The sequence below is a fragment of the Undibacterium sp. Tian12W genome (genome assembly GCF_049339405.1).
In the GTDB taxonomy this organism is placed as follows: domain Bacteria; phylum Pseudomonadota; class Gammaproteobacteria; order Burkholderiales; family Burkholderiaceae_D; genus Undibacterium.
In genome coordinates this window covers 46159-73149 of the sequence record NZ_JBMPPK010000003.1, presented here as the reverse complement: position 1 = coordinate 73149, position 26991 = coordinate 46159, and the positions used below count along the sequence as shown (strand labels likewise).

24 protein-coding genes and 1 tRNA gene are annotated in these 26991 nt (G+C 51.2%); 18 read left to right on the top strand and 7 right to left on the bottom strand.

Going from position 1 to position 26991, the window contains the following annotated elements; translation table 11 throughout:
* The first annotated feature begins 10 nt into the window (after window positions 1–10).
* Genes ACO0LI_RS04455 through ACO0LI_RS04445 form a run of 3 tightly spaced genes read left to right on the top strand, consistent with a single transcriptional unit; the run spans window position 11 to window position 3553 of the window.
* Window positions 11–1999 carry a sensor histidine kinase gene (locus ACO0LI_RS04455; protein ID WP_423031163.1) on the top strand — a complete coding sequence of 663 codons (1989 nt, stop codon included), beginning with the start codon at window positions 11–13 and terminating at the stop codon, window positions 1997–1999.
* A gap of 41 nt (window positions 2000–2040) precedes the next feature.
* On the top strand, window positions 2041–2631 hold the full coding sequence (locus tag ACO0LI_RS04450) for a response regulator transcription factor (protein WP_422953587.1): 591 nt from the start codon (window positions 2041–2043) through the stop codon (window positions 2629–2631).
* A gap of 31 nt (window positions 2632–2662) precedes the next feature.
* Entirely contained in the window at window positions 2663–3553 is an 891-nt protein-coding gene (locus ACO0LI_RS04445) for an AEC family transporter (RefSeq protein WP_422953588.1), read from the top strand.
* Between the two features lie 21 nt (window positions 3554–3574).
* On the opposite strand, the gene ACO0LI_RS04440 is transcribed toward ACO0LI_RS04445, so the two are convergent.
* From ACO0LI_RS04440 to queG, 4 genes are all read right to left on the bottom strand, one after another.
* Window positions 3575–5491 carry an ATP-binding protein gene (locus ACO0LI_RS04440; RefSeq protein WP_423031161.1) on the bottom strand — a complete coding sequence of 639 codons (1917 nt, stop codon included), beginning with the start codon at window positions 5489–5491 and terminating at the stop codon, window positions 3575–3577.
* On the bottom strand, window positions 5488–6120 hold the full coding sequence (locus ACO0LI_RS04435; RefSeq protein WP_423031159.1) for a YfiR family protein: 633 nt from the start codon (window positions 6118–6120) through the stop codon (window positions 5488–5490). The genes ACO0LI_RS04440 and ACO0LI_RS04435 overlap by 4 nt, the downstream gene beginning before the upstream one ends.
* A gap of 9 nt (window positions 6121–6129) precedes the next feature.
* Complete coding sequence (locus ACO0LI_RS04430; RefSeq protein ID WP_423031157.1) at window positions 6130–8049, bottom strand: TonB-dependent receptor plug domain-containing protein; 1920 nt, start codon at window positions 8047–8049, stop codon at window positions 6130–6132.
* 621 nt (window positions 8050–8670) lie between these two features.
* On the bottom strand, window positions 8671–9756 hold the full coding sequence (gene queG / locus ACO0LI_RS04425; RefSeq protein WP_423031155.1) for a tRNA epoxyqueuosine(34) reductase QueG: 1086 nt from the start codon (window positions 9754–9756) through the stop codon (window positions 8671–8673).
* Between the two features lie 79 nt (window positions 9757–9835).
* On the opposite strand from queG, the gene tsaE reads away from it, so the two are divergent.
* Together tsaE and ACO0LI_RS04415 are read left to right on the top strand one after the other, a co-directional pair.
* Entirely contained in the window at window positions 9836–10321 is a 486-nt protein-coding gene (gene tsaE / locus ACO0LI_RS04420) for a tRNA (adenosine(37)-N6)-threonylcarbamoyltransferase complex ATPase subunit type 1 TsaE (RefSeq protein WP_423031153.1), read from the top strand.
* Window positions 10285–11721, top strand: coding sequence for an N-acetylmuramoyl-L-alanine amidase (locus tag ACO0LI_RS04415; RefSeq protein ID WP_423031151.1), 1437 nt, complete (start codon window positions 10285–10287; stop codon window positions 11719–11721). The genes tsaE and ACO0LI_RS04415 overlap by 37 nt, the downstream gene beginning before the upstream one ends.
* A gap of 34 nt (window positions 11722–11755) precedes the next feature.
* Here ACO0LI_RS04415 and ACO0LI_RS04410 read toward each other — a convergent pair whose 3' ends face one another.
* The gene (locus ACO0LI_RS04410; protein WP_423031149.1) at window positions 11756–13081 is read right to left on the bottom strand and encodes a PLP-dependent aminotransferase family protein; all 1326 of its coding nucleotides are present in this window, start codon (window positions 13079–13081) and stop codon (window positions 11756–11758) included.
* Between the two features lie 111 nt (window positions 13082–13192).
* On the opposite strand from ACO0LI_RS04410, the gene ACO0LI_RS04405 reads away from it, so the two are divergent.
* From ACO0LI_RS04405 to ACO0LI_RS04395, 3 genes are all read left to right on the top strand, one after another.
* A complete protein-coding gene (locus ACO0LI_RS04405; RefSeq protein WP_422953597.1) occupies window positions 13193–13816 on the top strand; it encodes a LysE family translocator in 624 nt (207 codons plus the stop codon).
* 104 nt (window positions 13817–13920) lie between these two features.
* Window positions 13921–14580 carry a hypothetical protein gene (locus tag ACO0LI_RS04400; protein WP_422953598.1) on the top strand — a complete coding sequence of 220 codons (660 nt, stop codon included), beginning with the start codon at window positions 13921–13923 and terminating at the stop codon, window positions 14578–14580.
* A gap of 384 nt (window positions 14581–14964) precedes the next feature.
* Complete coding sequence (locus ACO0LI_RS04395) at window positions 14965–15123, top strand: hypothetical protein (RefSeq protein WP_422953599.1); 159 nt, start codon at window positions 14965–14967, stop codon at window positions 15121–15123.
* A gap of 33 nt (window positions 15124–15156) precedes the next feature.
* Here ACO0LI_RS04395 and ACO0LI_RS04390 read toward each other — a convergent pair whose 3' ends face one another.
* Window positions 15157–15810, bottom strand: coding sequence for a DedA family protein (locus ACO0LI_RS04390; RefSeq protein WP_423031147.1), 654 nt, complete (start codon window positions 15808–15810; stop codon window positions 15157–15159).
* A gap of 94 nt (window positions 15811–15904) precedes the next feature.
* Here ACO0LI_RS04390 and mutL point away from each other — a divergent pair, with 94 nt between their 5' ends.
* The 8 genes from mutL (at window position 15905) to ACO0LI_RS04350 (ending at window position 25731) form a co-directional block, all read left to right on the top strand.
* On the top strand, window positions 15905–17818 hold the full coding sequence (gene mutL / locus ACO0LI_RS04385) for a DNA mismatch repair endonuclease MutL (RefSeq protein ID WP_423031146.1): 1914 nt from the start codon (window positions 15905–15907) through the stop codon (window positions 17816–17818).
* Between the two features lies 1 nt (window position 17819).
* Window positions 17820–19085 (top strand): multidrug effflux MFS transporter, encoded by a 1266-nt coding sequence (locus ACO0LI_RS04380; protein WP_423031144.1) that lies wholly within the window; start codon window positions 17820–17822, stop codon window positions 19083–19085.
* Window positions 19082–20029 (top strand): tRNA (adenosine(37)-N6)-dimethylallyltransferase MiaA, encoded by a 948-nt coding sequence (gene miaA, locus ACO0LI_RS04375; RefSeq protein WP_422953603.1) that lies wholly within the window; start codon window positions 19082–19084, stop codon window positions 20027–20029. Before ACO0LI_RS04380 ends, miaA begins: the two co-directional genes overlap by 4 nt.
* Before the next feature lie 191 nt (window positions 20030–20220).
* A tRNA-Met gene (locus tag ACO0LI_RS04370) sits at window positions 20221–20297 on the top strand.
* Between the two features lie 123 nt (window positions 20298–20420).
* Entirely contained in the window at window positions 20421–21722 is a 1302-nt protein-coding gene (locus tag ACO0LI_RS04365) for a tyrosine-type recombinase/integrase (protein WP_423031142.1), read from the top strand.
* A gap of 165 nt (window positions 21723–21887) precedes the next feature.
* Complete coding sequence (locus ACO0LI_RS04360; protein ID WP_423031140.1) at window positions 21888–22127, top strand: helix-turn-helix transcriptional regulator; 240 nt, start codon at window positions 21888–21890, stop codon at window positions 22125–22127.
* Window positions 22128–22303: 176 nt separating this feature from the next.
* Complete coding sequence (locus tag ACO0LI_RS04355) at window positions 22304–23503, top strand: hypothetical protein (protein ID WP_423031138.1); 1200 nt, start codon at window positions 22304–22306, stop codon at window positions 23501–23503.
* A gap of 251 nt (window positions 23504–23754) precedes the next feature.
* The gene (locus ACO0LI_RS04350) at window positions 23755–25731 is read left to right on the top strand and encodes an AAA family ATPase (protein ID WP_423031136.1); all 1977 of its coding nucleotides are present in this window, start codon (window positions 23755–23757) and stop codon (window positions 25729–25731) included.
* A gap of 33 nt (window positions 25732–25764) precedes the next feature.
* On the opposite strand, the gene ACO0LI_RS04345 is transcribed toward ACO0LI_RS04350, so the two are convergent.
* The gene (locus ACO0LI_RS04345; RefSeq protein ID WP_423031523.1) at window positions 25765–25974 is read right to left on the bottom strand and encodes a helix-turn-helix domain-containing protein; all 210 of its coding nucleotides are present in this window, start codon (window positions 25972–25974) and stop codon (window positions 25765–25767) included.
* Window positions 25975–26142: 168 nt separating this feature from the next.
* On the opposite strand from ACO0LI_RS04345, the gene ACO0LI_RS04340 reads away from it, so the two are divergent.
* Both ACO0LI_RS04340 and ACO0LI_RS04335 read left to right on the top strand, forming a co-directional pair.
* Window positions 26143–26406 carry a hypothetical protein gene (locus tag ACO0LI_RS04340; RefSeq protein WP_423031134.1) on the top strand — a complete coding sequence of 88 codons (264 nt, stop codon included), beginning with the start codon at window positions 26143–26145 and terminating at the stop codon, window positions 26404–26406.
* A gap of 62 nt (window positions 26407–26468) precedes the next feature.
* The gene (locus ACO0LI_RS04335) at window positions 26469–26918 is read left to right on the top strand and encodes a hypothetical protein (protein WP_423031132.1); all 450 of its coding nucleotides are present in this window, start codon (window positions 26469–26471) and stop codon (window positions 26916–26918) included.
* Window positions 26919–26991 lie beyond the last annotated feature (73 nt).

Here is a 26991-nt window from a genome sequence, read left to right as displayed (position 1 = left end):
CTCGTTTTTTATGAAAAGCATCCAACGTTCCCAATCCTGGCCCAATCAAAAGTGGCGCTGGATTATTCCTATTTTGCTGCTGCTGTTATTCCTGTCTACGCTGATCTGGTTACCGTGGCAGGCGCAGCGCATGGAGGCCAATGAGCGTCAGGAACAACTGATTGCCGACTCGCTATGGGTGGAACAGGCCATACAATTCCAGCTCAACCGCAATGACGAAGTCTTGCGCCAGGTCGGTAATGAGATCAAATCGGCCAAGTTGCAAAAAGATGCCGTGCTGGAGCGCTTTCGCACCATACTCAAGAACAACCGTGAAATCCAGCGTATCGCCTGGTATGACGCCAGCAATAAATTATTGGTTGATACCCGCGAAGTCATACCGGCAACTAATGACAGAGTGCCCCTGCCCAAGTTTGAATTTGGCGAACTTGATGTCAGCGAAGAAACGGTGTGCATGAAACCCGTTTTGGAAATCAATGCCAAGAATGCCTATCTCATGCATTGCCAGATACCTCTGATCAAAGACGATCACCGGGTAGGCAGCATCATGATCAGTTACCGCATGAATGCCATCCTGGAAGAGCTGGTGCCCTGGTGGTTTGCCCAGGATAACCAGATCACCGTCACCGATATTGACGACCGCATTCTGGCTGAGCGCAGTGCCGGTGGCAGCGGCAAAAACGTGTATACCCACAGCCGCGCCTGGGAATTACCCAGCCTGACCCTGGTCTTGCGCACCAATAGCATCAAGACCGAACCCAAGCTCTTGTCGAACTTGCTGGTATTGTCGGTCATCCTGCTGTCGATAGGCCTGATCTGGAGCCTGCTGGCCCTGTGGCGTGATATCAACCGCAGGCTGGCCGCAGAGGGGGCGCTACGCAAGCAGGTCACCTTCCGCGCCGCCATGGAAAACTCCCTGGTCACCGGTCTGCGTGCGCGTGATATGGAAGGCCGCCTGACTTATGTGAATCCGGCTTTTTGCCGCATGGTGGGTTTCCCGGCAGAAGAAATCATCGGCAAGGTGCCCCCCATGCCTTACTGGGCCCCGGAAGCCATAGAAGAATACCAGCAGCGCTTTACCCAGTTACTGGCTGGTACCGTGCCGTCCGAAGGTTTCGAGACTACCTACCAGCATGCCAGCGGTGAGCGCATCCCGGTACTGATCTATGAATCTGCCCTCATCGATGAACAGGGTAAACAGGCTGGCTGGATGAGTTCCATCCTCGATATCTCTGAGCTCAGGCGCGCGCAAGAACTGACCCGTCAGCAGGAAGAGAAATTGCATACCAGTGCCAAGCTGGCGACCATGGGTGAAATTGCCTCGATGCTGGCGCATGAACTGAACCAGCCATTGGCAGCTATATCAAGTTACACCACAGGTGCAGTCAACCTTTTGCAGGCAGGCATGATAGACCGCAGCCTGTTCCAGAGTGCGCTCGAAAAAGTCAATGCCCAGGCCCAGCGTGCAGGCCAGATCATACGCAGCGTGCACGAGTTTGTAAAAAAACGCGAAGCTGCCCGCGAGCCCCTGCAAATTGCCGACCTCATACAAAGTGCCATGCCGTTGGTGGAGCTGCAGGCGCAGGCCAGCCATGTCGCCCTGCAATGGAAGGTCAGGCCAAAACTGCCACTGGTGCTGGCAGACCGGGTCTTGCTGGAGCAAGTCTTGCTGAACCTGACCAGGAATGCCATCGAAGCCATGCAAACCACGGCACCAGAAAAACGCATACTGCGGGTAGAAGCGGCGCTGGATGAGGGCAGCCAGCAAGTGATCGTCAGCGTGACCGACCGCGGCCACGGCATACCGGCAGAAGTGGCCGAGAAACTGTTTTCACCATTTTTTACCACCAAGTCTGCCGGCATGGGCATGGGTTTGAACATTTGCCGCACTGCCATAGAATTTCATGGCGGCAAGCTCTCACATCATGAAAACCCTGCCGGTGGTACTATTTTCCAATTCGCTATACCTATACAAGACTATCCGAGCGCATCAAGGTAACAAAACATACATAATGCGCCACACAAAAGACGGGAGATACCATGCTGCATATTATTGACGATGAAGAGGTCATACGCGACTCTTTATCCTGGCTGGCCAGGTCCAGGCAGATCGCTGCACACAGTTATGAGAGTGCAGAAAAATTCCTGGTCGCGCTCGACAAACCACTGATCTTTGACAGCCAGGGCGACTGCATCCTGCTGGATGTGCGCATGCCCGGCCTGACCGGCATCAACCTGTTTGAAATGCTGGCAGCGCGGCAATTGACCAAACGCCTTCCCGTGATCTTCCTGACTGGCCATGGCGACGTACCGATGGCGGTAGATACACTGAAGCGCGGTGCCTTTGATTTTTTTGAAAAACCCTTCAATGACAACAAGCTCATGGACAGGGTGCAAGAAGCCCTGGCTATCTCGCGCCAGGCAGGTTCTGCGGCATTGGTCCATGACCGCTTAGCCAGTCTGTCTGCCCGGGAAAAAGAAGTACTGGACCTGATCCTGCTCGGCAAAATGAACAAGGTCATCGCCGACCAGTTGGGCATCAGCATGCGCACGGTGGAAGTACACCGCGCCCATATCTTTGACAAGATGCAGGTCAAGACTGCGGTAGAACTGGCGGGCTTGCTGAAGTAAATAATTGAAGTAAATAATTGACGTAAAACCGATGTCCATCTTCACCCTGCTCTTCCCCGACTTCAGCCTGATACTGATCGGTTTTCTGCTGGCACGTCATGCGCACTGGGGTGGACATTTCTGGGCCGGGGTGGAAAAGATCGTTTATTTCATCATGTTCCCGGCGCTTCTGTTTTATACCACTTCGCGCACACGTTTTGATTTTCATTCAACGGGGCATTTGCTACAGGTCGCTGTCATCACTACCGCCTGTGGCATGCTGCTGGGCTGGCTGGCCAGGTTCATGTTTACCACAGCGCCCAGAATATTTGAATCGGGCGTGCAAACCGCATTTCGCTTCAATTCCTATATCGCGCTGGCGATTGCCTCACGCCTCGCAGGTGATGAAGGTACAGCACTGATGGCCTTGCTAATCGGCTTTCTGGTACCGCTCTGTAATATGGGCGCGGTATATGCACTGGCCCACAATAGCGGCAGACTCATGAAAGAAATCGCCAGTAATCCGCTGGTCGTCGGTACCGCCAGCGGTGTCTTATTCAGCGTGCTGGAGATACCCATGCCTGAAGGTATCGCCGCCACGCTGTCGCGGCTAGGCAATGCATCGATTGCATTGGGCTTGCTGGCCGTTGGCGCTGGCATGCGCCTGTCCGGCTTGCGCGAAGCCAAGGGCATCGCTACCTACTTTTTATCGGTGAAGCTGCTGGCCCTTCCCCTGATCGCTCTGTTCCTTGGCCGCTGGCTGGAACTGCCGCCGCTGCAATTGCAAATCGCTGTCGTCTTCTGCGCACTGCCTACGGCATCCAGTGCCTATGTACTGGCGGCACGCATGGGTGGTAACGGGCCGTTTGTGGCATTTCTGATTTCTGCCAGCACGGTGTTGTCTGTGCTGACTTTGCCGGTGTGGTTGAGTTTGGTGCGTTGACGCGGTAACTGCAAGTCTGGCTTACTCCTGTGGAGCAGCAATGCCGCCGCTGCCACGCTGATGCGCAGGGTCGGACAATATCGCATTGATCTGATCAAAACTGACCGGCTTGACCAAGTGTGCATCAAAACCGGCATCCAGTGCCAGTTGCCGGTCTTTTTCCTGGCCCCATCCTGTGATTGCTACCATCACCGTGTTTTTCAGTTCAGGCATAAGGCGCAAGCCTCGCACCAGATCATAACCATTCAGGTGAGGCAGGCCGATATCAAGAAAAGCAAAATCCGGGCGGAAAGCCGCCGCCATACTCAGCGCTTCTGCCCCATCATGACTGATCAGGGTGGTATGGCCTATCAACTCCAGCAACTCGCCAAATCCCTTGACGAAATCCACATTGTCATCCACCAGGAAAATCCGGTATTTTGCATCGGCTGCCTGCCTGTCTGCGATCTGCTGCTCATCCGCAAGCAGATTGACCAGCGCTGGCAGGCGCAAGATAAATTCACTACCTTCCCCCATCCCGGCACTACGGGCAATAATACTGCCACCATGTAATTCTGCCAGGCGGCGCGCCAGTGACAAGCCTACTCCCAGCCCTGCGTTCGAACGTTCTATCGACGAATCAGCCTGGCTGAACATGTCGAAAATACTTTCCTGCATGTGCAATGCGATACCTATGCCGTTGTCCTTGATGCGTATCTCAACATTCTTGCCATCCAGCGCAGCGGTCAGCCTGATCTGCCCGCCTTGCGGCGTATATTTGACGGCATTGTTGAGGAGGTTGGAAACGATTTGCGCCAGCCGCGTCACATCACCCGCGATCATCACTGTCTGCACAGGTAACTGCACCTCAAACTGATGGGCAAATTTATCGATCAGCGGTCGCGCAATCTCAACCGCATTATTGATGATGACATGCAGCGGCACGGGTGCCACCTGTATCGCCAGCTTGCCAGTATTGATGCGTGAGACATCCATGAGATCATCGACCAGGCGCACCATCTGCACCAGTTGTCTTTCCATGATATCGCGTGCTTTGGCTGATGCGGCCTTGTCGCCTTCCTTCATCCGCAAGATGTCGAGGCCAGTGCGTATCGGTGCCAGCGGATTACGTAATTCATGCGCCAGTGTCGCTAGAAATTCATCCTTGCGACGGTCGGCCTGCAACAGGGCTTCTTCTGCCGATTCGCGTATGCGCACTTCCTGTTCCAGGCGGGCATTGGTCGCTTCCAGTGCATCGGAACGGCGGCCAAGTTCGATCAGCATGTCATTGAATGCGCCAACCAGGGTACCGATTTCACCGCCATCGCGGCGTTCCACACGCAAAGAAAAATCACGGTGATACATGACTTGCCGCGCAACATCAGTAATCGCGCCCAAAGGCCTGGTAATCGCCACCTGCAAACGCGAAGCGACGATGCCGGCCAGCAGCAGGCTGATCAGCATGACCGAAACCAGGATCATGCTGTAACTCTTGATACGCTCAAACAAGGGATAAATTTCACGGATATAAACTGTGCCAAGAAATTCACCGTTTTCAATCACCCGGTAATAGACATGCAATTCACTGCCGTCTATCGTATAACCCGGCGCACCCGGTGTGTCAGGGTAGGCGGGCGAACCCAGGTCTGCCTGCATGTAGCCGGCAAATCGCTTGCCATTGGCATCGTAGATCGCCCCCACCAGAATTTGCGGCCTGGCACTCAACATGCCCAGATTGTGTTCAGCGGCAGCACTGTCATTAAAGCTCAGCGCCGGTGCCACGGCCTTGCCAACAATTTCTGCCTGGGTAGAAAGATCATTGATCCATGAGCGCTGGAAAGAAATCAGGTCATAAATCAGCATCGCAGCAGAAGCCACCAGCACTGCCACCATGGTGGTGATCATCGCCATCAATATCAGCTTGCCCCTGACGCTCTTGGTTTCTATCGCTGTTTTCATGGTGCCGCTTTTTGTACAAGGTAAGCAACCGACAGCAAACGTGAACTGAGTTTCAGGCCCGCTTTTTCAGCTGCGGGCAAAGAGACTTCAAAACGTACTCTGTCATCGACCATGCGAAAATTGATCACGCTGCCAAGCCGCATGCCACTGTCAAATTCTGTAATTGACAAAATGCCCAGGGCAGCGGCATTCCGCAAAGGTTTTTCAGCTGAATCAGATTCTGCGATACCAATGAACAACATGTGCAGGCCGTCCAGTTTCTCACGAGGCGTGATGGTTTTAACTGTCACGGTGCGGCCATTGATGCTGCGGCCAGTGACCTGTCGTGTCAGGTCAGCCGCCACATCGTCGGCACCCAGCACACCTATGACCAGGGGCGTTTCAGCACTGCCAGCTTCTGCTACCGGAAAGTCAATATAGCCGATGAATTTTGCAATAAAAGCTGCCTTGATATTGCGTTCCTGCGGTACTTCTGCCCTGACTGACCACGCAGTACATATCACCAGAAAAGACAATAACAAACATGCCAGCAAACGCCAGAATAATGGCGTCAGCAGGGCGTGGTAGCCCTGACCGGCAGGAACCGGAGCCTGACCTGAATCGGTATGTTGAAAATGAATGTCAGTCATATGGGCTGACTAAAACCGTTTGGCAATTTTTAACAGCACGCTACGCTCAAATACACTTCTGCCCGCAATGCCACCAAACTCGGGGTGAGATGCATGCAAAAGATTTTGTCCTATAAGAGCAACATCAATATCTGGCCGCACACGCCATGACCATTGCGCATCCATTTCGTAATAAGCTGGCACAGCAGGATTTGTCAGATCCGAGTTATAGCGCAAGGATATATCGAGCTGCTGATTTCCCGACAGATCAGAAGATGAACGCAAGGTCCAGTGACGGCCGGGATCATTGTTTGCCAGCCCGCTGGTGCCGCTGGAATCTTTGCTGCCTGCACGCAATTGCGTCGTGACACTTTGCACGACCAGGCCGCCTGAGAGTCGCCATTTACCGACTGGTTGCCAGCGCCACCATGCTTCCAGCCCTTTGGTGCGGCCCTCCCCCATGTTCTGGAATAAGGCACCGCCGCTAGCCTGAGGCTCCAGCGTACGTAAATTATCGTAGTGGCTGGCATACGCTGTCAGGGAATAAGAAAAGCCATTATCAAGTTGTGAGCGGTAACCGATTTCAAGAACCTTTGCCACTTCAGACTGGAAATTGGGCCCGCCAGCGATACCAAACTGGGGAATGCCATTTACCACTTGTGGATTGGTTGGCGAATAAAAGTCACGGTCTATACGCGAAGGTGCGCGCACCGTGCGCGACAGGCTGGTCCATATCAGTTTCGACTGCTCTGGCATCCAGGCCAGACGCATATTCGGTAATTGCTCCCAACCAGTATAATTATTATGCTCAGCCTTCAGCCCCAGGGTAAGCTTGAATTGCTTGTTGATGGCAATTTCATCCTGGGCAAACAAATTGGCCCAATGCATGCTCAGGTCACCAGGCAAAAAACCAAAAGCCGGGCCATTAGTGACACGGTCACTTGAATAGCGATAACCACCACCCCAGGAAAAACGGTGATCATCACCAAAATGCAGATTATGTTGCATCTGCAAATCTACCGTGCCCAAACGCTCGGCAAAGGCATTCGGCTGATTACGTTCGGTATGGTCAAATATCAAGCCCAGATGCAAGTCAGAACCATCGCCCAGTTTGCTATTGAGCGCGCCTGTCAGATTGGCACCACTGATGCGGATATTTGCTGTGCCCGTCTGCCCCAGTTCACCAGAATAGGCATCTCCAGACAGCGCCACGCCATAATTGCGGATCAGCCAGTCAGACCGGAAACCCGCTTGCAAGCGACGAAAACCTGTATGGGTATTCTCGCCCGTCGCAGTATAAGTATCATTCACCTCAGTGGCCTTGGCATAGACCCGGTAATGACCATTGCTGAACAGTTCCCCACCATAGCGAAAACCACCAACCCGGTCTTTGCTGCCACCGACAAAGCCGATGACACCATCCTGGGTATCTTTGGCAGACTTGGTAATGATGCTGATGACACCATTCACCGCATTCGCGCCATAGATAGTCGCACCGGGGCCACTGATGACCTCTATGCGCTCAATATCCGCCATCAGCACATCCTGGGCATCCCAGAAAACGCCCGAAAACAGCGGTGAATAAATACTGCGCCCATCGATCAGCACCAGCAGCTTGTTTTCAAACGCACTGTTAAAGCCACGCGCCGTAATCGCATAATTGCGCGCATCCACCCGCGACACCTGCAAATTTGGCGCCAGCCGCAAAGCCTCTGGCAAGCTACGCGCACCGCTGCGGGCAATGTCAGCCGCATTAATGATATAGATGGAAGCTGCCGCATTACCCAGCTTCTCTTCCTGGCGCGACAAAGACGTGATGACGACTTCGCTCAATTGCTCCAGCGAAAGCCCAGGCAATTCACCATCCCCGTCAAGCGCCAGGGCACTGACAGGACACAACAATAAAAGCAGCGCTGAACATACAGCTGCATGAATGCGTTTTTGGAGCATGATAAGCTGTCTGTGGATATATTTAAGGAACACCTGCTGCCCGGGCAGACTTTGGTATGACAAATGCCAACGCCTAAACCTTACCGGGATGATAAGGGCTGATTGTCTCAGAAAACAGTTAGCTATGCCACTTAGGGTGAGGATGCAACAAATTGGTGACGTACCTGCGCACAGGTCGCGTTGCGTTTGCTGTTGCTGTTGCTGTGGGGTTTGACTTTGGGTTTGATGTTGCTTTTGAATTTGACGTTGCAGTTGTTTTTGACTTTTGCAGTTCCCATGTGTCGACGCCGTTTGTGCATTACAGAAAATGGATAAAGAAGGACCGCTGTTTGAGCCGCAGGCGAGTTTCGGGCCTTCCCATTTTTTGAAATGCACAAACGGGTACCCCCTTCAGGGGGCGACGACGCCCGGGTCGCCTTTCTTTGAATACTTACTTTGGCGACGCAAAGAAAGTATTTCGGCTGCCGGGCCGAGACCCGGCTTGTATCCACGAAGGGCAATCGCTTTAATCAAAGTACGGCAAAACAACGAACGCCACTAGGCTCCTGCCTGCGCAGGAGCGACGAAATGAAGGATACGGCTTATCAATCGGCTTTCGATGAACTCACGGAATTCGACAAACTAAACCGCCTCCACCCCATGCCTCCCCAAAGCCCAAACCACATGCTCCCTCACCATCTCAGAAGGATGTAGCAAGCGCGCCTGTAAAGCCGCCACGATTTCAGCATCTCCCCGCATGCTGACCGCCGCATTCCCCAAGCCAACCGCAATATTCCGCAACCAGCGCTCATGCCCTATGCGTCGTATAGGGCTCCCCTCCAGCATGCGCAGGAATTGTTCTTCAGTCCAGGCAAACAAATGCACCATGCGGGCATTGTCGAGACCATTGCGGACAGAAAAATCGTCAACAGCCGCAGCCTGGGCAAATTTATTCCAGGGGCAGACCAACTGGCAATCATCACAGCCATATACCCGATTACCTATCAGAGGGCGCAATTCCACCGGTATGCTGCCGTGCAGCTCTATGGTCAGGTAAGACACGCATAAGCGCGCATCGACGGTGTAAGGCGCAACGATGGCCTTGGTCGGACAGATATCCATGCAGGCGCTGCACTGGCCGCAGTGCTGGCCGACTGGCTCGTCAACAGGCAAAGGGATGTCGATCAGAATTTCACCGAGAAAGAACATCGAACCCGCCTCGCGACTGAGTAGCAGACTATGTTTTCCGCGCCAGCCCAGACCAGCCTTGGCTGCCAGCGCCACTTCCATGACGGGGGCAGAATCGGTAAAGACCCGATAGCCGAACGGGCCTATGGCTTTTTCTATGCGTTCAGCCAGTTGTTGCAGGCGGGTGCGTAAGACTTTATGGTAGTCGCGGCCACGTGCATACAGGGAGATCACGGCCTTGTCAGCGGCCTGCCCCTGCTCTTCAGCCCGCCAGCTTTCAGTCTTGGGCAAATAGTTCATGCGAGCAGAAATCACCCTGACCGTGCCTGGTACCAGCTCTGCGGGACGGGTACGTTTAGTACCATGGCTGGCCATATACGCCATTTCACCGTGATAACCGGCATCCAGCCAGACCTGGAAGCTGCCTTCTATATGCGACAGATCGACGTCACCTATGCGCAGCTCGGCAAAGCCCAGTTCCTTGCCCCACAGGCGTATTTGCCCCGCCAGGTCGGCCAGGGCGGTGCTATCCAGACTCACGCGCCCGCCCCTCTGTAGTACACAGATTGAGGGTGTTGTGCTATGTTAGGCAGATTCATGAATAGGAACTTTGCAGGAAATGTCACATTATAAGACCACACTCGCCGATGAAGCAGCAACCCAGGCACTCGGTAAATGCCTGGCGCATGCGCTGACGCCGGGCATGAGTATTTTTTTGCATGGCGACCTGGGTGCAGGCAAGACCGCCCTGACCCGTGCCATGATCCATGCCGCTGGCCATAGCGGCAACGTCAAAAGCCCTACCTATACCCTGGCCGAACCTTACCAGGTCAGCATCAATGGCCAGGCTGTCACCATCATGCATTTTGACCTGTATCGCATGATCAGTGCAGATGAATTTGCCGAGGCAGGCTTCAGGGAAGAGTTTAATGACAGCAATATCTGCGTCGTAGAATGGCCAGAAAAAGCCGATGGAGTACTGCCAGAACCCGATTTGAATGTATTTTTGCGCGTCGCCGGTGACGGTCGTGAGGTAGAATTGCACGCGTTGTCTGCTAAAGGTATCGCATGTCTCGCATCACTCAAGTTCGCCCCGAATCTTTAAACGCTGAAAAGCCTGAAAGTACGCCAGGTACTGCCAATGGTACTGATATAGCGCGCTCCAAAAAACGCCGCGTCCTGCTCAAGGCAGGCGGTACCCTGCTGCTCTCTGTCCTGGCACCTGCTGCCAGGGCGGCACAGATATTGGCCGTGCGCGTCTGGCCGGCAGAAGACTATACCCGCGTCACGCTGGAAAATGACAGCGAACTCAAAACCAATCATTTTGTGCTGAAAGACCCGTATCGCCTGTTTGTCGATATCGAAGGCCTGGAACTGAATGCCAAGCTCAAGGAACTGGTCGCCAAGATCAAGTCGAATGATCCCTACATCAAGCAGGTACGCGTGGGCCAGAACCGCCCCAACGTCGTGCGCCTGGTATTCGATCTCAAAGAAGAAGTCAGCCCGCAGGTATTTACACTGCCACCGGTAGGCAATTACAAGCACAGGCTGGTATTCGACCTTTACCCGTCCAACCCCACTGACCCTTTGGCTGCTTTGATAGAAAAAGGTGAATGGAACAAGGAACCAGGTGCCATCACCCAGGCGCCGGTGGCGACCGCCAACCCGGCAGATATATTGGCAGGCAAGAGCGAGCCAAAAGTTGAACCCAAGCCTGAAGTCAAGCTGGATGCTCTGCCAGAAATCAAGCCTGGTGCACCTGCCATAGAAAAACAGGAAAAACCGGTACAACTGACACGCATGATCACCATCGCCATCGACCCTGGCCATGGCGGTGAAGACCCGGGTGCCATAGGTCGTGGCGGCAGCCGTGAAAAAGACGTGGTGCTGGCGATTGCCAAGCGCCTCAAGGCCAAGATAGAGCAACATCCAAATATGCGCGTCATGCTGACCCGTGACTCTGATTATTTTGTGCCGCTGAACGTCAGGGTACAAAAAGCCCGCGCCGTGCAGGCAGACCTCTTCATGTCCGTGCATGCAGATGCTTTTGTCAATTCCAGCGCACGTGGTTCATCGGTATTTATCTTGTCAGAAAAAGGGGCGAGCTCAACTGCCGCCCGCTGGCTCGCAGATAAAGAAAATGCAGCTGATCTGATTGGTGGCGTCAATATCAAGACCCATGACAAGCAGTTGGCCAGCGTTTTACTGGATTTATCGACCACGGCACAAATCAATGACAGCCTCAAGCTGGGCAAGGTCGTGCTTAGTGAAATCAGCGGCATCAACAGGCTGCACAAGGGTTCGGTTGAACAGGCTGGCTTTGCAGTATTAAAAGCACCCGACATTCCCAGCATCTTGATAGAAACCGCCTTCATCTCCAACCCGGAAGAAGAAGCCAAGCTGACCGACAACGCCTATCAGGATCAACTGGCAGATGCGGTCATGAAGGGTATCAAGAAATATTTTTCCAAGAACCCGCCGCTGGCCAAAAACCGCATGACTTGATGTGCTCGATGTGCCTGATATGCTGTATGGGCATTTAATAGCTGCATAGTTTTTGCACTTTATGCAGCGCATTTGCCAGCGCATCAAGCGGTATCGAACCCAGTGCCAGCCGCAAGGCTTGTGGTGTACTTGCTCCTGCAGAAAAAGCATCTGCGGTACTGACCATGACGCCTTGTTTCGCCAGCTCTGCGGTGATCTGCTCTGCCCGCACACCTTCGCCCAGACTCAGCCAGGCATAATAAGATGAGGGATGCGACCTCACATCGCAGCTCTGCAAAATTGTGCGTGCCAGCCGTTGACGCTGTCTGGCATCCTTACGCTTTCTTATTTCCAGCTCATCGACTACACCTGCTTCTATCCACAGGCAAGCCAGGGCGATCATCAAAGAGGGTGTGTTACCTGAGGTGACACGTATCGCTGTTTCCAGCGCAGGTATCAACGCTGGCGGCGCAGCCAGCATGCCTATGCGCAAACCCGATGCCACGCTTTTTGACAGGCCGGAAATATACACCGTCTGTTCAGGCGCATAAGTAAACACTGGCTTGGGTGCAGGCTCTGCGAGGAAGGCATAAGCTCCGTCCTCTATGATCAGGAATTGATGCTTTTGCGCCAGTTGCGCGAGTTGCTGGCGCTCTGCATCTGTCATGACCGTGCCCATGGGATTATGCATAGTGGGCATCACATACACGGCACGCACTGGCCGCCGTTTGCACAATGCAGCCAGGGCTGGCAAGTTCAGTTTGCCTTCTGCCAGCGGCAAGGCTTCTACATCCAGCCGTGCTGATTGCGCGAGGGTTTTCATGCCGGGGAAAGTCAGCGCGTCCATGACCAGGATGTCGCCCGGTGCCAGCAAGGCCTGCACCGTCACCGCCAGCGCCTGTTGTGCACCGTTGACGATCAGTACCTGTTCAGCAGGCAGGCGCAAGCCGCGGTTGCGCAAATGCCGGGCAATGATCTGCCGTTCATGTGGACGGCCACCTTGGGGTGCAGCATGCAATAAAGCATCGAGGTCGCCGGAACTGGCGATTGAACGCAAGCCCTCGCGCAACATTTCGTCCTGACCTGGCAGACAGGGATAATTGAAAATCAAATCCACCGCACCAGATTGCAAGGTCTGCTGCTCCAGCCCCAGGCCACGCGGCAGGCTGGTGTCGCGTACAAAAGTGCCACGCCCCATCTCGCAAGCCACCAGGCCACGAGTCTCCAGCTCGGTATAAACGCGTGAGGCCGTAGCCAGCGCAATGCCATGTTCCTGCATGAGTTTGCGCAGGGTTGGTAACTGCGCGCCAGGGCGCAATTTGCCACTGCGTATGCGGGTAGCATAATCATCAACGATGGATTTGTAACGAGCCAGGGCCATAAGAAAGCGATATAAAATAACAACCAGAGAGTATCTAGAACAATTTTTTTACTGTATCAGGTCAAAAGACTACACTGCCTGCATCTTTTCAGCAAACACCAGGACGCCGTCATGATCAGTTTGAGTACCCTCGCCACCTTCAGCATTGCAGTCCTGCTGTTGCTTTGTTCACCGGGCCCGAACATGGCCTTTGTCATGACTTGCGGCATGCAATATGGTGTGCGTGGCGGGGTTGCTGCCGCCCTGGGCATAGCTGCGGCAGACATTATCCTGACGCTGCTGACTGCCTGCGGGATCACAGCCATCATCACCGCATGGCCACCATCGTTTGACTTGATACGGTATGCGGGCGCGGTGTATTTGCTATGGATGGCTTACAAGGCTTTGCGTCATCCTGCTTCGGCAGCACAAGCTGCGGATAAGACCGTGCCGCTGCGCACGGTATTTGCCCGCTCCTGCCTGAACTGCCTGCTTAACCCCAAGGCCTTGTTATTTTTCATGGTGTTCTTGCCGCAATTTGTCGATACCCAGGCAGGTTTGGTCACCCAGCAATTAGTGCTATTAGGGCTAACGCTGACCATCATCAGCACTGTCTTTCATACCCTGCTAAGCAGTTTTGGCCATGTGATACGCCAGGCCCTGATGCGCCATGCCAAAGTCGCCAAATTGCAGGCACGCATACTGGCGGCAGTGCTGTCCTTGCTGGCCCTGCGTCTATTATTGATGACGCGCTAACGACACAGCTTTTCAAGAGTGCTGTTATCTGTATGCTATGATTTACCGCCATAGACCAACCAATGAGTGCAATTATCGCCCTCTTACAGGAAATATCCGCCCCTATGGCAATCAAAACCATCTTGAATGTAAGCGCCCTGGCTGGCGTAAAGATCACTTCCCGCCTCATCGGTTACACAGCCTTCGGGGTGTTCTTGAACATGGTTTTATTATTGTTGTTTACCAGCTGGGCTGGCAGGGGCCACAGCGGCTTGCCATTATTATTGCTTTGTGTGACAACCTTGCTGGCACCCATCCTGTATTTCTTCGTGGGTAAAAAGCAGGGTGTTGCTGCTGCCCTGCACTTTCTGGCGGAACGCCATGGTACTGACCTGAGCCAGTTCGTCGTTGGCAAGCTGACCGACAGCTACCCCCAATTGCTGGACAAGGCCCATAGTGCTGGCAGCACCAGTGCGGCCATCCATGAAAAAATCAGCGAACAACTCAATAAAATGGGCGAGCAATCCGCCGTCAACAAACTGGTCTTTAGCTCGCTGCTGCAAAAGTTTGATTTTATTTCTGTGATAGGCCGGGTATTGGAAAGTAACCCTGCCGCAGGCTCAGGCAGCCGCGAAGAGACCGCAGAAAAAATAGCCAAAGCCCTGGAAGAAAAAATGCGGACAGATGATTTGAAGCCAGATTTAAGCGCGCCCCGCAAACTGGTCGTGTGCAATATCGCCGCAGCCCTGTTTTGCGCGAGTATTTTGCCGGTGATATTTAGGTAGGTGGGGGGGCGGTATTCACATGCCAACTCAAAACGGAGCGTAGGTTGGGCTACGGGGTATCAGCCCAACACTGGGCCTTTACAAACGTATACGTTATTTAAACGCCGAGTGTTGGGCTGGTAAGTCGTAGCCCAACCTACGCCACTTACTCAACCTACGAAATTACAATCAATTGCCGCTTATCAAACGCCATTAAGGAAAAGCAATTTTCCAAACCCCATCCAAAACCTACTCCCCCACACTAGCATCCGAATCACAAGCCGTCCCCGCTGCTATCCACCGCCTCACTCGCCGGGCAAACCAGCTTTGCCATGCATAAGGCAGAAAACGCACATAACTCGCAGGCTGGACTAACATCCCACAACGGTATTGCTGCACATCGGCATGCCATTCCAGCGCCTGGCAACTGCCGCGAAATTGCAACAAGAACACCCGCGCCACAGGGCAAGGTTCAGCCGCACAGCACACTCCACAACCGTTACAGGTCTGACCCAGGTCAGGTTTGACTGGTGCACTGGCATGCAGCCAGATAACCGTGGATGAAGTCTGCCTGGGCTTCAAGATAAAGACCCGCTTTCAAGAAGGTTTGCGCTTGCCCCTGAAGAGTCTCCACAGGCCACCCAGCACGACAGGTACAACCGCCGCACCGACGCCGACCAGGACGACCGTATTCAAATGGTCACGCAGAATAGGGATATTGCCGAAATAATAACCCGCAAGCACAACACTGAACACCCACAGCAAGGCACCCAGCACATTGTAGAGCTGGAAAGTCTTGTGCGTCATCTCGGAAAAACCTGCCACAAACGGGGCAAAGGTACGCACCAGAGGGATAAAGCGTGCCAGCACCACTGTCTTGCCGCCATGTTTTTCATAAAACATATGCGTTTTCATCAAGGCGCTGCGGTCTATCCAGCGGAAATCTTTTTCCATGACCTTGTGGCCGATCAGGCTGCCTATCCAGTAATTGATAGAGTTACCTGTGATAGACGCTATCACCAGCAAGGCGATCAGCACCCAGACATTGATGGGCGAATCAGGCGCAGCGCACAGCGCGCCGGCGATGAACAGCAGTGAATCCCCAGGCAAGAAAGGGAAAACAACAAAGGCCGTTTCACAAAATACGATGGCGAACAAAATGACATACACCAGTGCACCATACTTTGTAACGAAACTGCCCAGCATTTTATCGACATGTAAAATAATGTCGAGGAGTTGCATAAAATCCATTATTGTCCCAGGGTCTAGATAGTCTGTACATAAAGCCGCCGCAATCATACACCAGACGGCAATGTCTGCGACGCCTGACAGGTATAATCATGGCATGAATTCGAACCCTGCTACCCATCGCCCCATCCTGGCCCTGCCCGACAACCTGATTTCCCAGATCGCCGCAGGCGAAGTCGTGGAAAGGCCCTCTGCCGTTGTCAAGGAAGTGCTGGAAAACGCCCTTGATGCCGGTGCCAGCAATGTCGTCATCCGTCTGGAAGAAGGCGGCGTCAAGCGCATTGCCATCACCGACAATGGCCGCGGCATACCGCCAGACCAGTTGACGCTGGCCGTGGCCCGCCATGCCACCTCCAAGATCGCCAACCTTGATGAGCTTGAACATGTTGCCACTCTGGGCTTTCGTGGCGAGGCGCTGGCCTCCATCGCCTCGGTATCGCTGCTGACGCTGACCACCCGCACCTCCGATGCACCACACGCCTGGCAGATAGAAAACGGCAAGGTCTCACCCGCATCCGGCGCACAAGGCACGACGGTGGATGTGCAAGATCTGTATTACAACACCCCGGCCAGGCGCAAGTTTTTAAAGTCTGAGCAGACAGAATTTGGCCATTGCGCCGAGATAGTGCGCCGTATCGCCCTGGCCAGACCCGATGTCTCGTTTTCACTTAGCCACAATGGCAAGGCCGTAGATCACTGGAATGTCAGCGCCATCGACAAACGCAGTGCGCAGATTTTGGGGGATGCATTCTCGAATGCCCGCCTGTCCCTCGATGAAAGCGCTGGCCCCTTGCGCATACATGGCTTTGTCGGCCTGCCGACAGCATCCAAAGCCCGCGCCGATGCCCAGTTCTTTTACGTCAATGGCCGCTTCGTGCGCGACAAGTTGCTGACGCATGCCGTGCGCGCTGCTTATCAGGACGTTTTGCATGGTGACCGTTATCCATCCTATGTACTGGGGCTGGATCTGGACCCGGCACTGGTGGATGTGAATGTACACCCATCGAAGATAGAAGTACGCTTCCGTGATAGTCGCTCTGTACATCAGTTTGTTTTCCACGCCGTCAGCCGCGCCCTGGCTCAAACATCGGCGACGGCATTTGGTACTGTGCCCGGCCCGATGTCTGCTGGCTCAGGCATCGCTACACCAAATGGTGGAGGTACGCCTTGGATATCCGGTGAGCAAACCACATTTGCGTCGCAGTTTGCCAATCCATCGCCCTATGGTGGTGGGGGTACTGCTGGCGGGAGCGGCTACGGTAATGCCTACCAAAACCCCTACCGCCCACAGCCCAATGGCGGCGTCACCCAAAGCATGGAAAGCTATGGCGCTTTCTTCCGCCCCAATGCCAATGGCGCAGGCGTCAATGAGGCCGGTGCCAGCTATGCACCCGCCAATCAGGTCGCCAACAGCCTGCCAGATGATGATTACCCATTAGGATTCGCCCTCGCCCAGTTGCACGGCGTGTATGTGCTGGCACAAAACAGCAAGGGTCTGGTACTGGTAGACATGCATGCCGCCCATGAACGCATACTCTACGAACAATTAAAAAACGCGCTTGATGAAAACAGCATGCCAGTACAACCCATGCTGATCCCCATTACCTTCTTTGCCGATGCAGTAGAAGTAGGCACAGTAGAAGAACATCAGGACACACTCAAGGCGCTAGGCTTTGACATGGCCGCCATCTCTCCAACCACGCTGGCCGTACGTGCCGTACCAGCGCTCCTTAAGAATGCCGATGCCCAGTCACTGGCACGCGACGTCTTGCGTGAAGTGCGTGAATTTGGCGGCTCACGGGTTTTGATAGACAGGCGCAATGAATTGCTGGGCACCCTGGCCTGCCACACCGCCGTGCGCGCCAACCGCAGCCTGACTGTGCCAGAAATGAATGCCCTGCTGCGCCAGATGGAACATACAGAACGCTCAGACCAGTGCAACCATGGCCGCCCAACCTGGGTGCAACTGGGTTTGAATGATCTCGACAAGATGTTCTTGCGTGGACAGTGATGTGACTAAAAACGTGATCAATAGCGTGCAAACATCCAAAGCAAGCATGAACCAGCCAGCCCAGGCCATCGCCCAGTTTTCGACAGCGCCGCTGTTCTTTTTGATTGCCGCATTCCTGATGCTGCAACCGCTATCGACTGACCTGTACCTGGCGTCCCTGCCCAGTCTGGCGGCAGTGTTTGATGTGCCTGCCTCTACAGTGCAACTGACGCTGTCCATCTTTGTGGCAGGCTTTGGTGGCGCGCAACTGGTCATAGGCCCACTGTCTGACCGCTTTGGCCGCCGCCCCGTCGTCATCGCCGGGCTCAGCCTCTATCTGCTCGCCAGCCTCTTGTGTGGCGCATCGCAAAGCATGGGCATGCTGATTATTGCGCGTTTCCTGCAGGCCCTGGGCTGCTGCTCTGCCGTCATCATTGCGCGAGCCATCGTGCGCGATGCCTATGACCCGCAAGACAGCATCAAGGTCATTTCCAAGGCCAGTAGCTGGGTATCTGCCGCGCCTTTGCTCGGCCCTATCCTGGGTTCATTCCTGCAAGTCAATCTGGGCTGGCGTGCAGCATTCTTTGTGCATGCCCTGCTGGCAGCAGCCTTGCTCATCATGGTCATCTTGCTCCTGCCAGAAACCAATCTGTATAAAGATGCCAGGGCCACCAATGTCAGCGGCTTGCTGCGCAATTACCGCATCGTGCTGGGTGCGCCGGTGTTCTGGGTATATGCATTGCCGGGTGCTTTGTCGTATGGTTCCATCTTTGTGTTTATCTCTGGCGCATCTTTTGTGCTGATCAAGGTATTGCTTCTGCCGACAGCCTGGTTTGGTTATTGTTTTGCCTTTGGCGTATCCGGCTACCTCAGCGGCACCGTGGTCTGCCGCCGCCTGCATGCACGCTTTGGCACCAAAATCACCATGCGCATAGGCAGCAGCCTGTCTCTCGCTGCTGGCGCGACTTTTCTGGCAATGACACTGGCAGGCGTACAGCACTGGACCATGATACCGCCCATCATGTTCATGACCATGGGTGCGCATGGCATCAACTTCCCTATTTCGCAATCCAATTCTGTATCGCCCTTCCCGCAACAGGCCGGCACTGCGGCTGGCCTCATGGGGGCGCTGTATATGCTGGTCGCCTTTATCGTTGGCAGCATCGTTGGTGCCACGCATAATGGCACGGTCTATCCACTTGCCATCATCGCCTGCAGCATGGGCAGCCTCATTTTTATCGCCGCCCGCGCTTTACCAGCATTGATCCCGGCAGAACAACCCGTATGAATATCTCAATTAATAAAGTCATCGCCATCATGGGGCCTACCGCCTCAGGCAAAACTGCTGCCGCGCTGGAAATTGCGCGCCACCACCCGGCAGAAATCATCTCCGTCGATTCTGCCCTGGTTTACCGCGACATGAACATAGGTACGGCCAAACCCAATGCAGCAGAACTGGCCGCAGTACCCCACCACCTCATCGACATCATCGACCCGGCAGAATCCTATTCAGTCGCGCAGTTTCGCAAGGACACACAAAGACTGGTCACAGAGATACAAGCCAGGGGCAAGCTGCCCCTGCTGGTAGGCGGCACCATGATGTATTTCAAAGCCCTGATGGATGGCCTTGACGACCTGCCAGGCGCAGACCCTGCCATACGCGCAGAACTTGATGCAGAAGCCGCCCGCATAGGCGTACCCGGCCTGCACGCCAGACTGGCAACGCTGGACCCCGAAACCGCAGCAAGACTCAAACCACAAGACAGCCAGCGCATACAACGCGCCCTCGAAATCATCGCCATCACCGGCCAGCCCATGTCCGCCCTGCTGGCCAAACAGGAACGCGCCGCCCCGCCCTTCGAAATGCACGCAATCTCGCTGGAACCATCAGAACGCAGCGTACTCCACCAACGCATCGCCCTGCGCTTTGACACCATGCTCCAACAAGGCTTTATCGATGAAGTCAAAGCCCTAAAACAAAGACCAGACCTGCACGCCAACCTGCCATCCATACGCTGCGTAGGCTACCGCCAGGCCTGGGATTATCTCGATGGAATAACCACCCTACCTGAAATGCGCGAACTAGGCATCATCGCCACCCGGCAACTCGCCAAACGCCAGGTCACCTGGCTAAGATCCATGCCAAACCGCATCATCATCGACTGCCTCGCAGCCGATGCCCAGGCACAGATCATGGACAGCGTCAGGCAAGCATTGGCAAGCCCAGAGTGAACCCAGCCAAGTTCACTACAAGCGTTGCTGGGACTGTCGGTGCCAACCTCATTTTTAACAATACGCAGCCTAATTCAGACACAAAACCAGAAATGCTTTGCTTTTTAAGCAAAAATAGCCGCAGTTTCCATCAAAATCTGGTTTTGCATATTGACAGTCAAAAGCCAAACTGACATAATCGCAGGCTTCTTGGTGATATAGCTCAGTTGGTTAGAGCACAGCACTCATAATGCTGGGGTCGGTGGTTCAAGTCCACCTATCACCACCAGAATTTCATCCTTGGACATCCAAAGATGTACAAAAACCCGCTACTAGCCCAGTGCTTTAGCGGGTTTTTTGTCTTCTAAGCGTTTTTTACGTTTATTGACATCCAATTTCTTTGACGGTACTTTTGACAGTACTTTCCCATACCGCCAAAGCAGATACCGTCAAAATGCCTAAACTAGCTCTCCCACTCACTGACATCCAAGTGCGCAATGCCAAATCTAAGGAAAAGCCATACAAACTCACTGATGGTGGTGGGCTTTATCTACTGGTCAACACTGATGGTGCAAGATATTGGCGAATGGACTATAGATTTGCCGAAGTGCGCAGGACATTGGCATTTGGGAAATATCCACAAATATCTCTTGCCGAGGCTCGCGATAAGCGAACTGGAGCCAGAAAATCAATTGATGCTGGAATTGATCCAAACCATGCAAAGCGTATTGAGAAAATTATAAAAACCAAGGCATCAGCAAATACGTTTGAAATTGTTGCTCGTGAATGGCATGCGAACAGAAAAGATCAATGGCAACCCAGGACTGCAAAAAATACTCTGCATAGATTAGAAAAAGATGTTTTCCCTTATATCGGAAGCTACCCAATAGCCGACATCAAATCTCCTGTAATGCTAGACGTTTTACGACGAATAGAAAGCCGTGGAGCAATAGATATGGCTAAGCGTCAACGAATAACCTGCAAACAAATATTTGACTATGCGACTTATACTGGCAAAACAGAGTTCAATCCAATACCTTCGTTAAGTCGCGCATTGAAACCAACTGCCAGAGGACACCACGCAGCCATAACACCAGATGAACTTCCAGCATTTATCCAAGAGTTTGAAAAAATTGAAGGAAGAATGTTTGTGCCAACAAGGGTAATGTTCAGATTGATGATGATGATCTTTGTTCGCACCAGCGAACTCACTACGACAGAATGGTCTGAAATAGACTTAGAGAATGAAAGCTGGGTCATTCCATGGTGCAGAATGAAAATGGGGAAAAAGAAGTTAAATCCGCGCAAGGTGGATCATCATGTGTTTTTACCAAAACAAGGTTGGGAGCTTTTACGCGAGTTGCACGTAATCACGGGCAGAAACAAGTATCTTTTCCCAAATCAACGTGATCACGAAAAACCTGCAACAAACTTCGGCATACTTGCTGCAATCAAACGCATGGGCTATAGCGGCAAGATGACAGGTCACGGGTTTAGATCACTTGCGATGGGCGTAATCAAAGAACGATTGAATTATCGCCATGAAGTTGTAGATCGCCAATTGTCACATGCTTCTGGAGATACCTATGGTGAAGCGTATGATCGCGCAATGTTTCTTGATGAACGCAAAATCATGATGCAGCAATACGCAGACTACCTTGATGCCGCTGGAAAGAAAAATGTCATCTTAGGTAAATTCTCAAGGGCTGCGTAATCTTGAATATGTCTAATTAACGAGTGCAAACGCTGACGGAAAAATTGAAATTAATTTCAATTAATTTGCGGTTTTCTTCAAAACTTGCCAGACCCCTTCTTAGCAAAGTAATCTTTGTCCCGTACCGTTTATTGGAAAACGGTTACGTCCAAGAAGAGGTTTTAAATGACGCAGCAATCAATACTCCGTTTACCAGATGTAATGAAGCGTACAGGGCTATCGCGCTCAAGTATTTACAATGCAATCAAGGCAGGAACCTTCCCGCAGTCTGTATCGCTGGGCGCGCGCGCAGTAGGTTGGTTTTCAAATTTAGTTGATGAATGGATCGCTGCCAGAACAAGCAATGCGATGCAAACAGTCGCATCAAATTCACCGACATGCATTGTGAAGCGACGTAGTCGATAATTATTCCAAAAGTAGTAGTGAAATAAAAAATGCTGGCTAAGTCCTAACCATTTGTCATGAACATTGGCGGCACCAGCATTAACTCAAGCAACCGAACCTGCTACACAGCGCACGATATCTAACAGCGCGCAGGACTAATTCAAATTCCATATTTCTTTGAGCAGCAGCACTACTGCATGGATTACTACCATCGCGGCCAGCTACCGCTTTATTCATTGCAAGCCAGAGAAAGTATAGGTTTCGGCAAAACGTACACAATTCTAATGGCGCGGTCTATTAGAAGGCTAAGTGTACATAAAGATAGGAATGGTAATGTGGGTACAAGAACTAGCTTGTTCATTGATTGGTTAACACAAACTATGAAAATTGAAAGAACTGACCAACAAGAGGTGCGAGAACGATTAATGGAACTAGCAATTGCCGGAGTCGTACTCAGGCCTGATAAAGAATTCAGTGAACTCACTAAATCTTACAAGTACGCGTACCGCATTCCTTTTGGGGAAGGTAAATTTTGCAATATACAAATTGATCCTCGCAAGCCTACGGCGCGTTTTATGAGAATAGAATGGAATCCATCAGCCGCATTGGGAGTATGTCCAAATCCATTTGAAAGAATTTTTCAATGTTTGCGATACTGTATTCCTTCATTCACGATTGATCACATTATGAAGGCGACGGTTACTCGAATTGATTTGTCCTTGAATTTGCGCAGAGTATCAATGGAGTCGCTACTTGTTCATACCATATTGAGAAAATCGGTATCAGGTAAGTACTGTCATCACAAAGAAGAATATCAAAAAAATGGGAAATTGCACTCGATTGAAATAGGCAAGACCAACGGCGATCAGTATCTATTAATTTACAATAAGAATTACGAGCGGGAATGTAAGCAAATTGAAGGAAATCCGCACAGAACTACTTCATCCAATGCCAACACAAGGGCGAACAGAATAAAAGCGGATTGGACGCGATTTGAGCTTAGATTACGTAAGCTTGGCACCTTGGAAAGAATTCATTGCGAAGAAAATCCCTTTGAGGCATATACCGTAATCAATTTCATTAATTGCGGACAGATAAGAAACGATCATATCTGGCACTTCTTCATTGATTCCTGCAAGCTTAGGGGTGCGCAAGCTACCTTATCTTTAATCACCAATCGTCGCGAGCGAAAAAAATTTGCTGACTCACTAAAATCTGCAAATCCACCTGACTGGTGGAATGCCGCAGATATTTGGTCTGAGTTTCCTGACGCGCTCAGAAGGATACTTTTAACGTCGTCGAATTCTCTGGGTTTGCATACAGTTGATCAGGCAGGCGATCAGGAAAATATTGGACTTCAAGGCAATGCGTATCGACGAAGAGAGATTTCCTCCTAATCCTATTAAACATCGAATTTTGAATTATTTGCGAATACTTGCAAGAGATCGGTCATTTGCAATCAATTGCAATATAATCGTTAGTGCGATTTTCCTTTATTTAGTGGAGCAAGAGATAGTCAATTTTTTGTGAACAACTAAATTCAAATTGTACTAATCAAATTTTTCTTAATAGTGTTTCAGCTCAGGCACTTAATGCACATAGTAAAACACAGATATTTTTGCAAAGCGTACTAACCGAAAGACATCACATGCGAATTACTGATATTGCCATTCCTGAAAATGGGTGCATGCAAATCCTCGGAGAAGACCTAGGTATTAAGTCAGCATTGGGGATGCCACGTCTGGGACAATTAGTAGTATTGGCAGGTGCCAACGGCGCAGGTAAATCTAGATTGCTTTCACTAATACGCAAACTTGGTAACTACTATGGAAGTATGCGAGGGTCGAGAGAACTCCTTGCCCATATGAGTAGTCAAGAGGAACAAGTTACTTACTATGAGAACGTCATCAAAAAATATGAAGAAGATTTACGAGATGACCCGACACGCGAGGGAATTGCCGAGCAAATTAGTTTAAACAAAAGCAACCTTGAACAGTTAAAGGTAAATATTGCTGCTGCAAAGGCTGATCTGTCGAAAATGAAGTGGTTTGTCAAGGAGCCAGTTGATGCTGGGGTTGTGCCAGTTTCTTTTGTTCCCACTACATCGACTATAAAAAATGCTAAAACTTTTTCACCTGAACAATTGGAACTGTATACCCATCTTTGCGTTAAGCCAGGGCAAGGCGACACAAGCGAGACCGTTCCTAGCTATCTTCTGCATACAATGCGCAGAGCACGTAACTCCAAGCTCGCTAAACTTGAAGGCACATCGGAACTTGCTGATGAAGAGGCCATAAAAGCAGGTGTGACTTTAGAAAAATTAATCACATTATTATTGGGAGAGAACGCCAATCTTAAGATTGATAGGGACGATAATATTACGATATTCGGGCGATATGATTTCTCTATCGCACTTAGCGACGGGCAAAAAGTATTATTAATATTGGCCGTGCAATTACATGCGCAAAAAACTGATTTAGCAAACGCATTAATATTTTTAGACGAACCAGAAAATCACTTACATCCCGCAGTGTTAAATCAAGTTATAGATGTGCTGTTGTCAGAAGTAAGTGCGGGACAAATATGGATCGCAACTCACTCTGTACCACTTATCGCGAGATTGCTGTCCAATGACCCAGCATGTGTTTGGTTTATGAAGGACGGGATGATTTCACACGCAGGCAAGAAGCCAGAATTGGTATTAAAAGGCTTGTTGGGGGATGAGCAAGAGATTTCCAGATTACGCGACTTTACCGATCTTCCTGCAAAAATGGCGGCAAACAGGTATGCCGCCGAATGCTTATTAGACCCTGCTATTGTTACCGCAAGAACTGGGGATAAACAGCAAGTTCAAATGGTCGAAGCAATAAATGACAGCACATCTGATGTGAAACTACGGGTGCTGGATTTTGGTGCCGGGCAAGGCCGATTGCTTGCTGCGCTGCGTGACGCAGGAAAACTTGATTGTGTTGACTACATCGCTTTTGATATTGAGGGTAGCAGTAACGCTATATGCCAGAGAGAAATAGAAGCGGCGTATGGCATAGCAGAAGTTGAGAGACGTTTTTTCACTGACATTGCTGATGTTATTACGAAATGGAGTGAGGTCGATATCGTAATTATGTGCAATGTCTTTCACGAGATACCACCCGAAAAATGGCTGCATGAGATTGGTTCCGAATCGAGGTTACTTGAACTTATCAAGTCAGATGGATACCTTCTAATTGTCGAAGACCAGCGCATCCCAGTCGGAGAGAATGCGCATGATTACGGATTTCTCGTTTTCAACACTTTGCAATTTCAAAAACTGTTTAGTTTCAAGGGTGATGTCAAGGAAAGCTTATACAAGAAATATGATGCCGACTTGGGAGTTGATGGCAAAGCTGGACGACTTCTAGCACATCGCTTTGCAAGGAGTCTGGTGAGTCAGATAACAGCGGCAAGTCAGAAAGAAGCTATAGCCGATCTCTTTAAGACGGCTGGTAATGAAATGGCAAAGCTAAGGAATAAAGCTAAGAAAGAAACGCCTTCATTTCAGGAAGGTCAGTTGCATGCGTTCTGGATGACACAATATGCAAATGCAACTTTATGGTTGCAAGATCAAGGTGTGATCGAATTTAAATGAAGCGAATCGTCACAATGATGTAGGTGAAGGCACTTATATTTTTGAACGCTCAAGTGCAGTCTGATATTTTTTTATAAAATCAGTCGGATTGATTTCTAGCGCTAGTGCCACGTCGAGAAACTCCGGGAAATCCAAACGTCGTTCCCCACGCTCATACTTTGAAACAAACGACTGATTTTTGCTGAGCTTAGCAGCGATGTCTGATTGGAGCATACCTTTCTCCAACCGTATCGCGGTCAACATTTCCCGGAACAGTTTATATCTTGAGTCATGTATTGGATTTGGCATCTCGCCATTCTGAAACCCAATTTAGACTATCCCAAAACCCACTACGGGTTATTTGTTGGTAAAATACAATGGAATACGAGCATGCTCTTGTAACACACCACAATCTTCCCTTATGGCAACCAAATGACTATTTTGCACTTAGATCACATAGCAGCGCGCAAGATCATTAGCGAGCAGCAAGGCGCGCAATGCACGCGCTGGTTTAAAGGCTATACACGTCCAACCCATGCTGGTTGGTATCAAGTGAAGTCTGGTGACATCCCAAATTCAGCACGCTATTGGAACGGCACGCGCTGGATGCTCTGTTCAGGCAGTTCAAAAAAAGAAGATGTATCTTCGTTCCAGAACTGGATTTGGCGAGGACTGAAGAAACAATCGGCTTTCTAGTCATCGGTAACTTCTACTTTATCTACCCAATTACTTGATAACTTACCTACGAGGGATAACTTATGCATTTAAATAGAATTTCATCGCTGACGGTATTGGCTACGATCTTCAGTATTACTGGCTGCGCGACTTCTTCAATTAGCCATGATGCCGCCAAAGCAGTTCCTGCTGACAGGATATTCTTAACACCCACCATTACAGAGAAGGACAACGCAAAAATCATTGTAGTGAGGGATACGGGCTTTACAGGGGGTGGTGTTTTTCAACATCTATATATTGATGGCAAAGAAGCTGCGCGCTTAAATCCCGGCGAGAAAGCGGAATTCATATTACCCCCAGGAGATCATATTTTGGGCGCAATTCCAACCAATGCATTCGGTCAGGCTTCACTAAATACCATTGATCAAAAATTGGAGTCTGGGAAGAGATATTTTTATCGGATACAAACAGATGGCAATTCATTTCGCACTGTAGTACAGCGCTATCTACCAATGGCGGATAGTGGCAATTAAATACAAAACACTCTCATCATAAAAGAATTGTGTTTTTCAAGTGATCTACTGACAGAGCAAATTTTCTGTGATG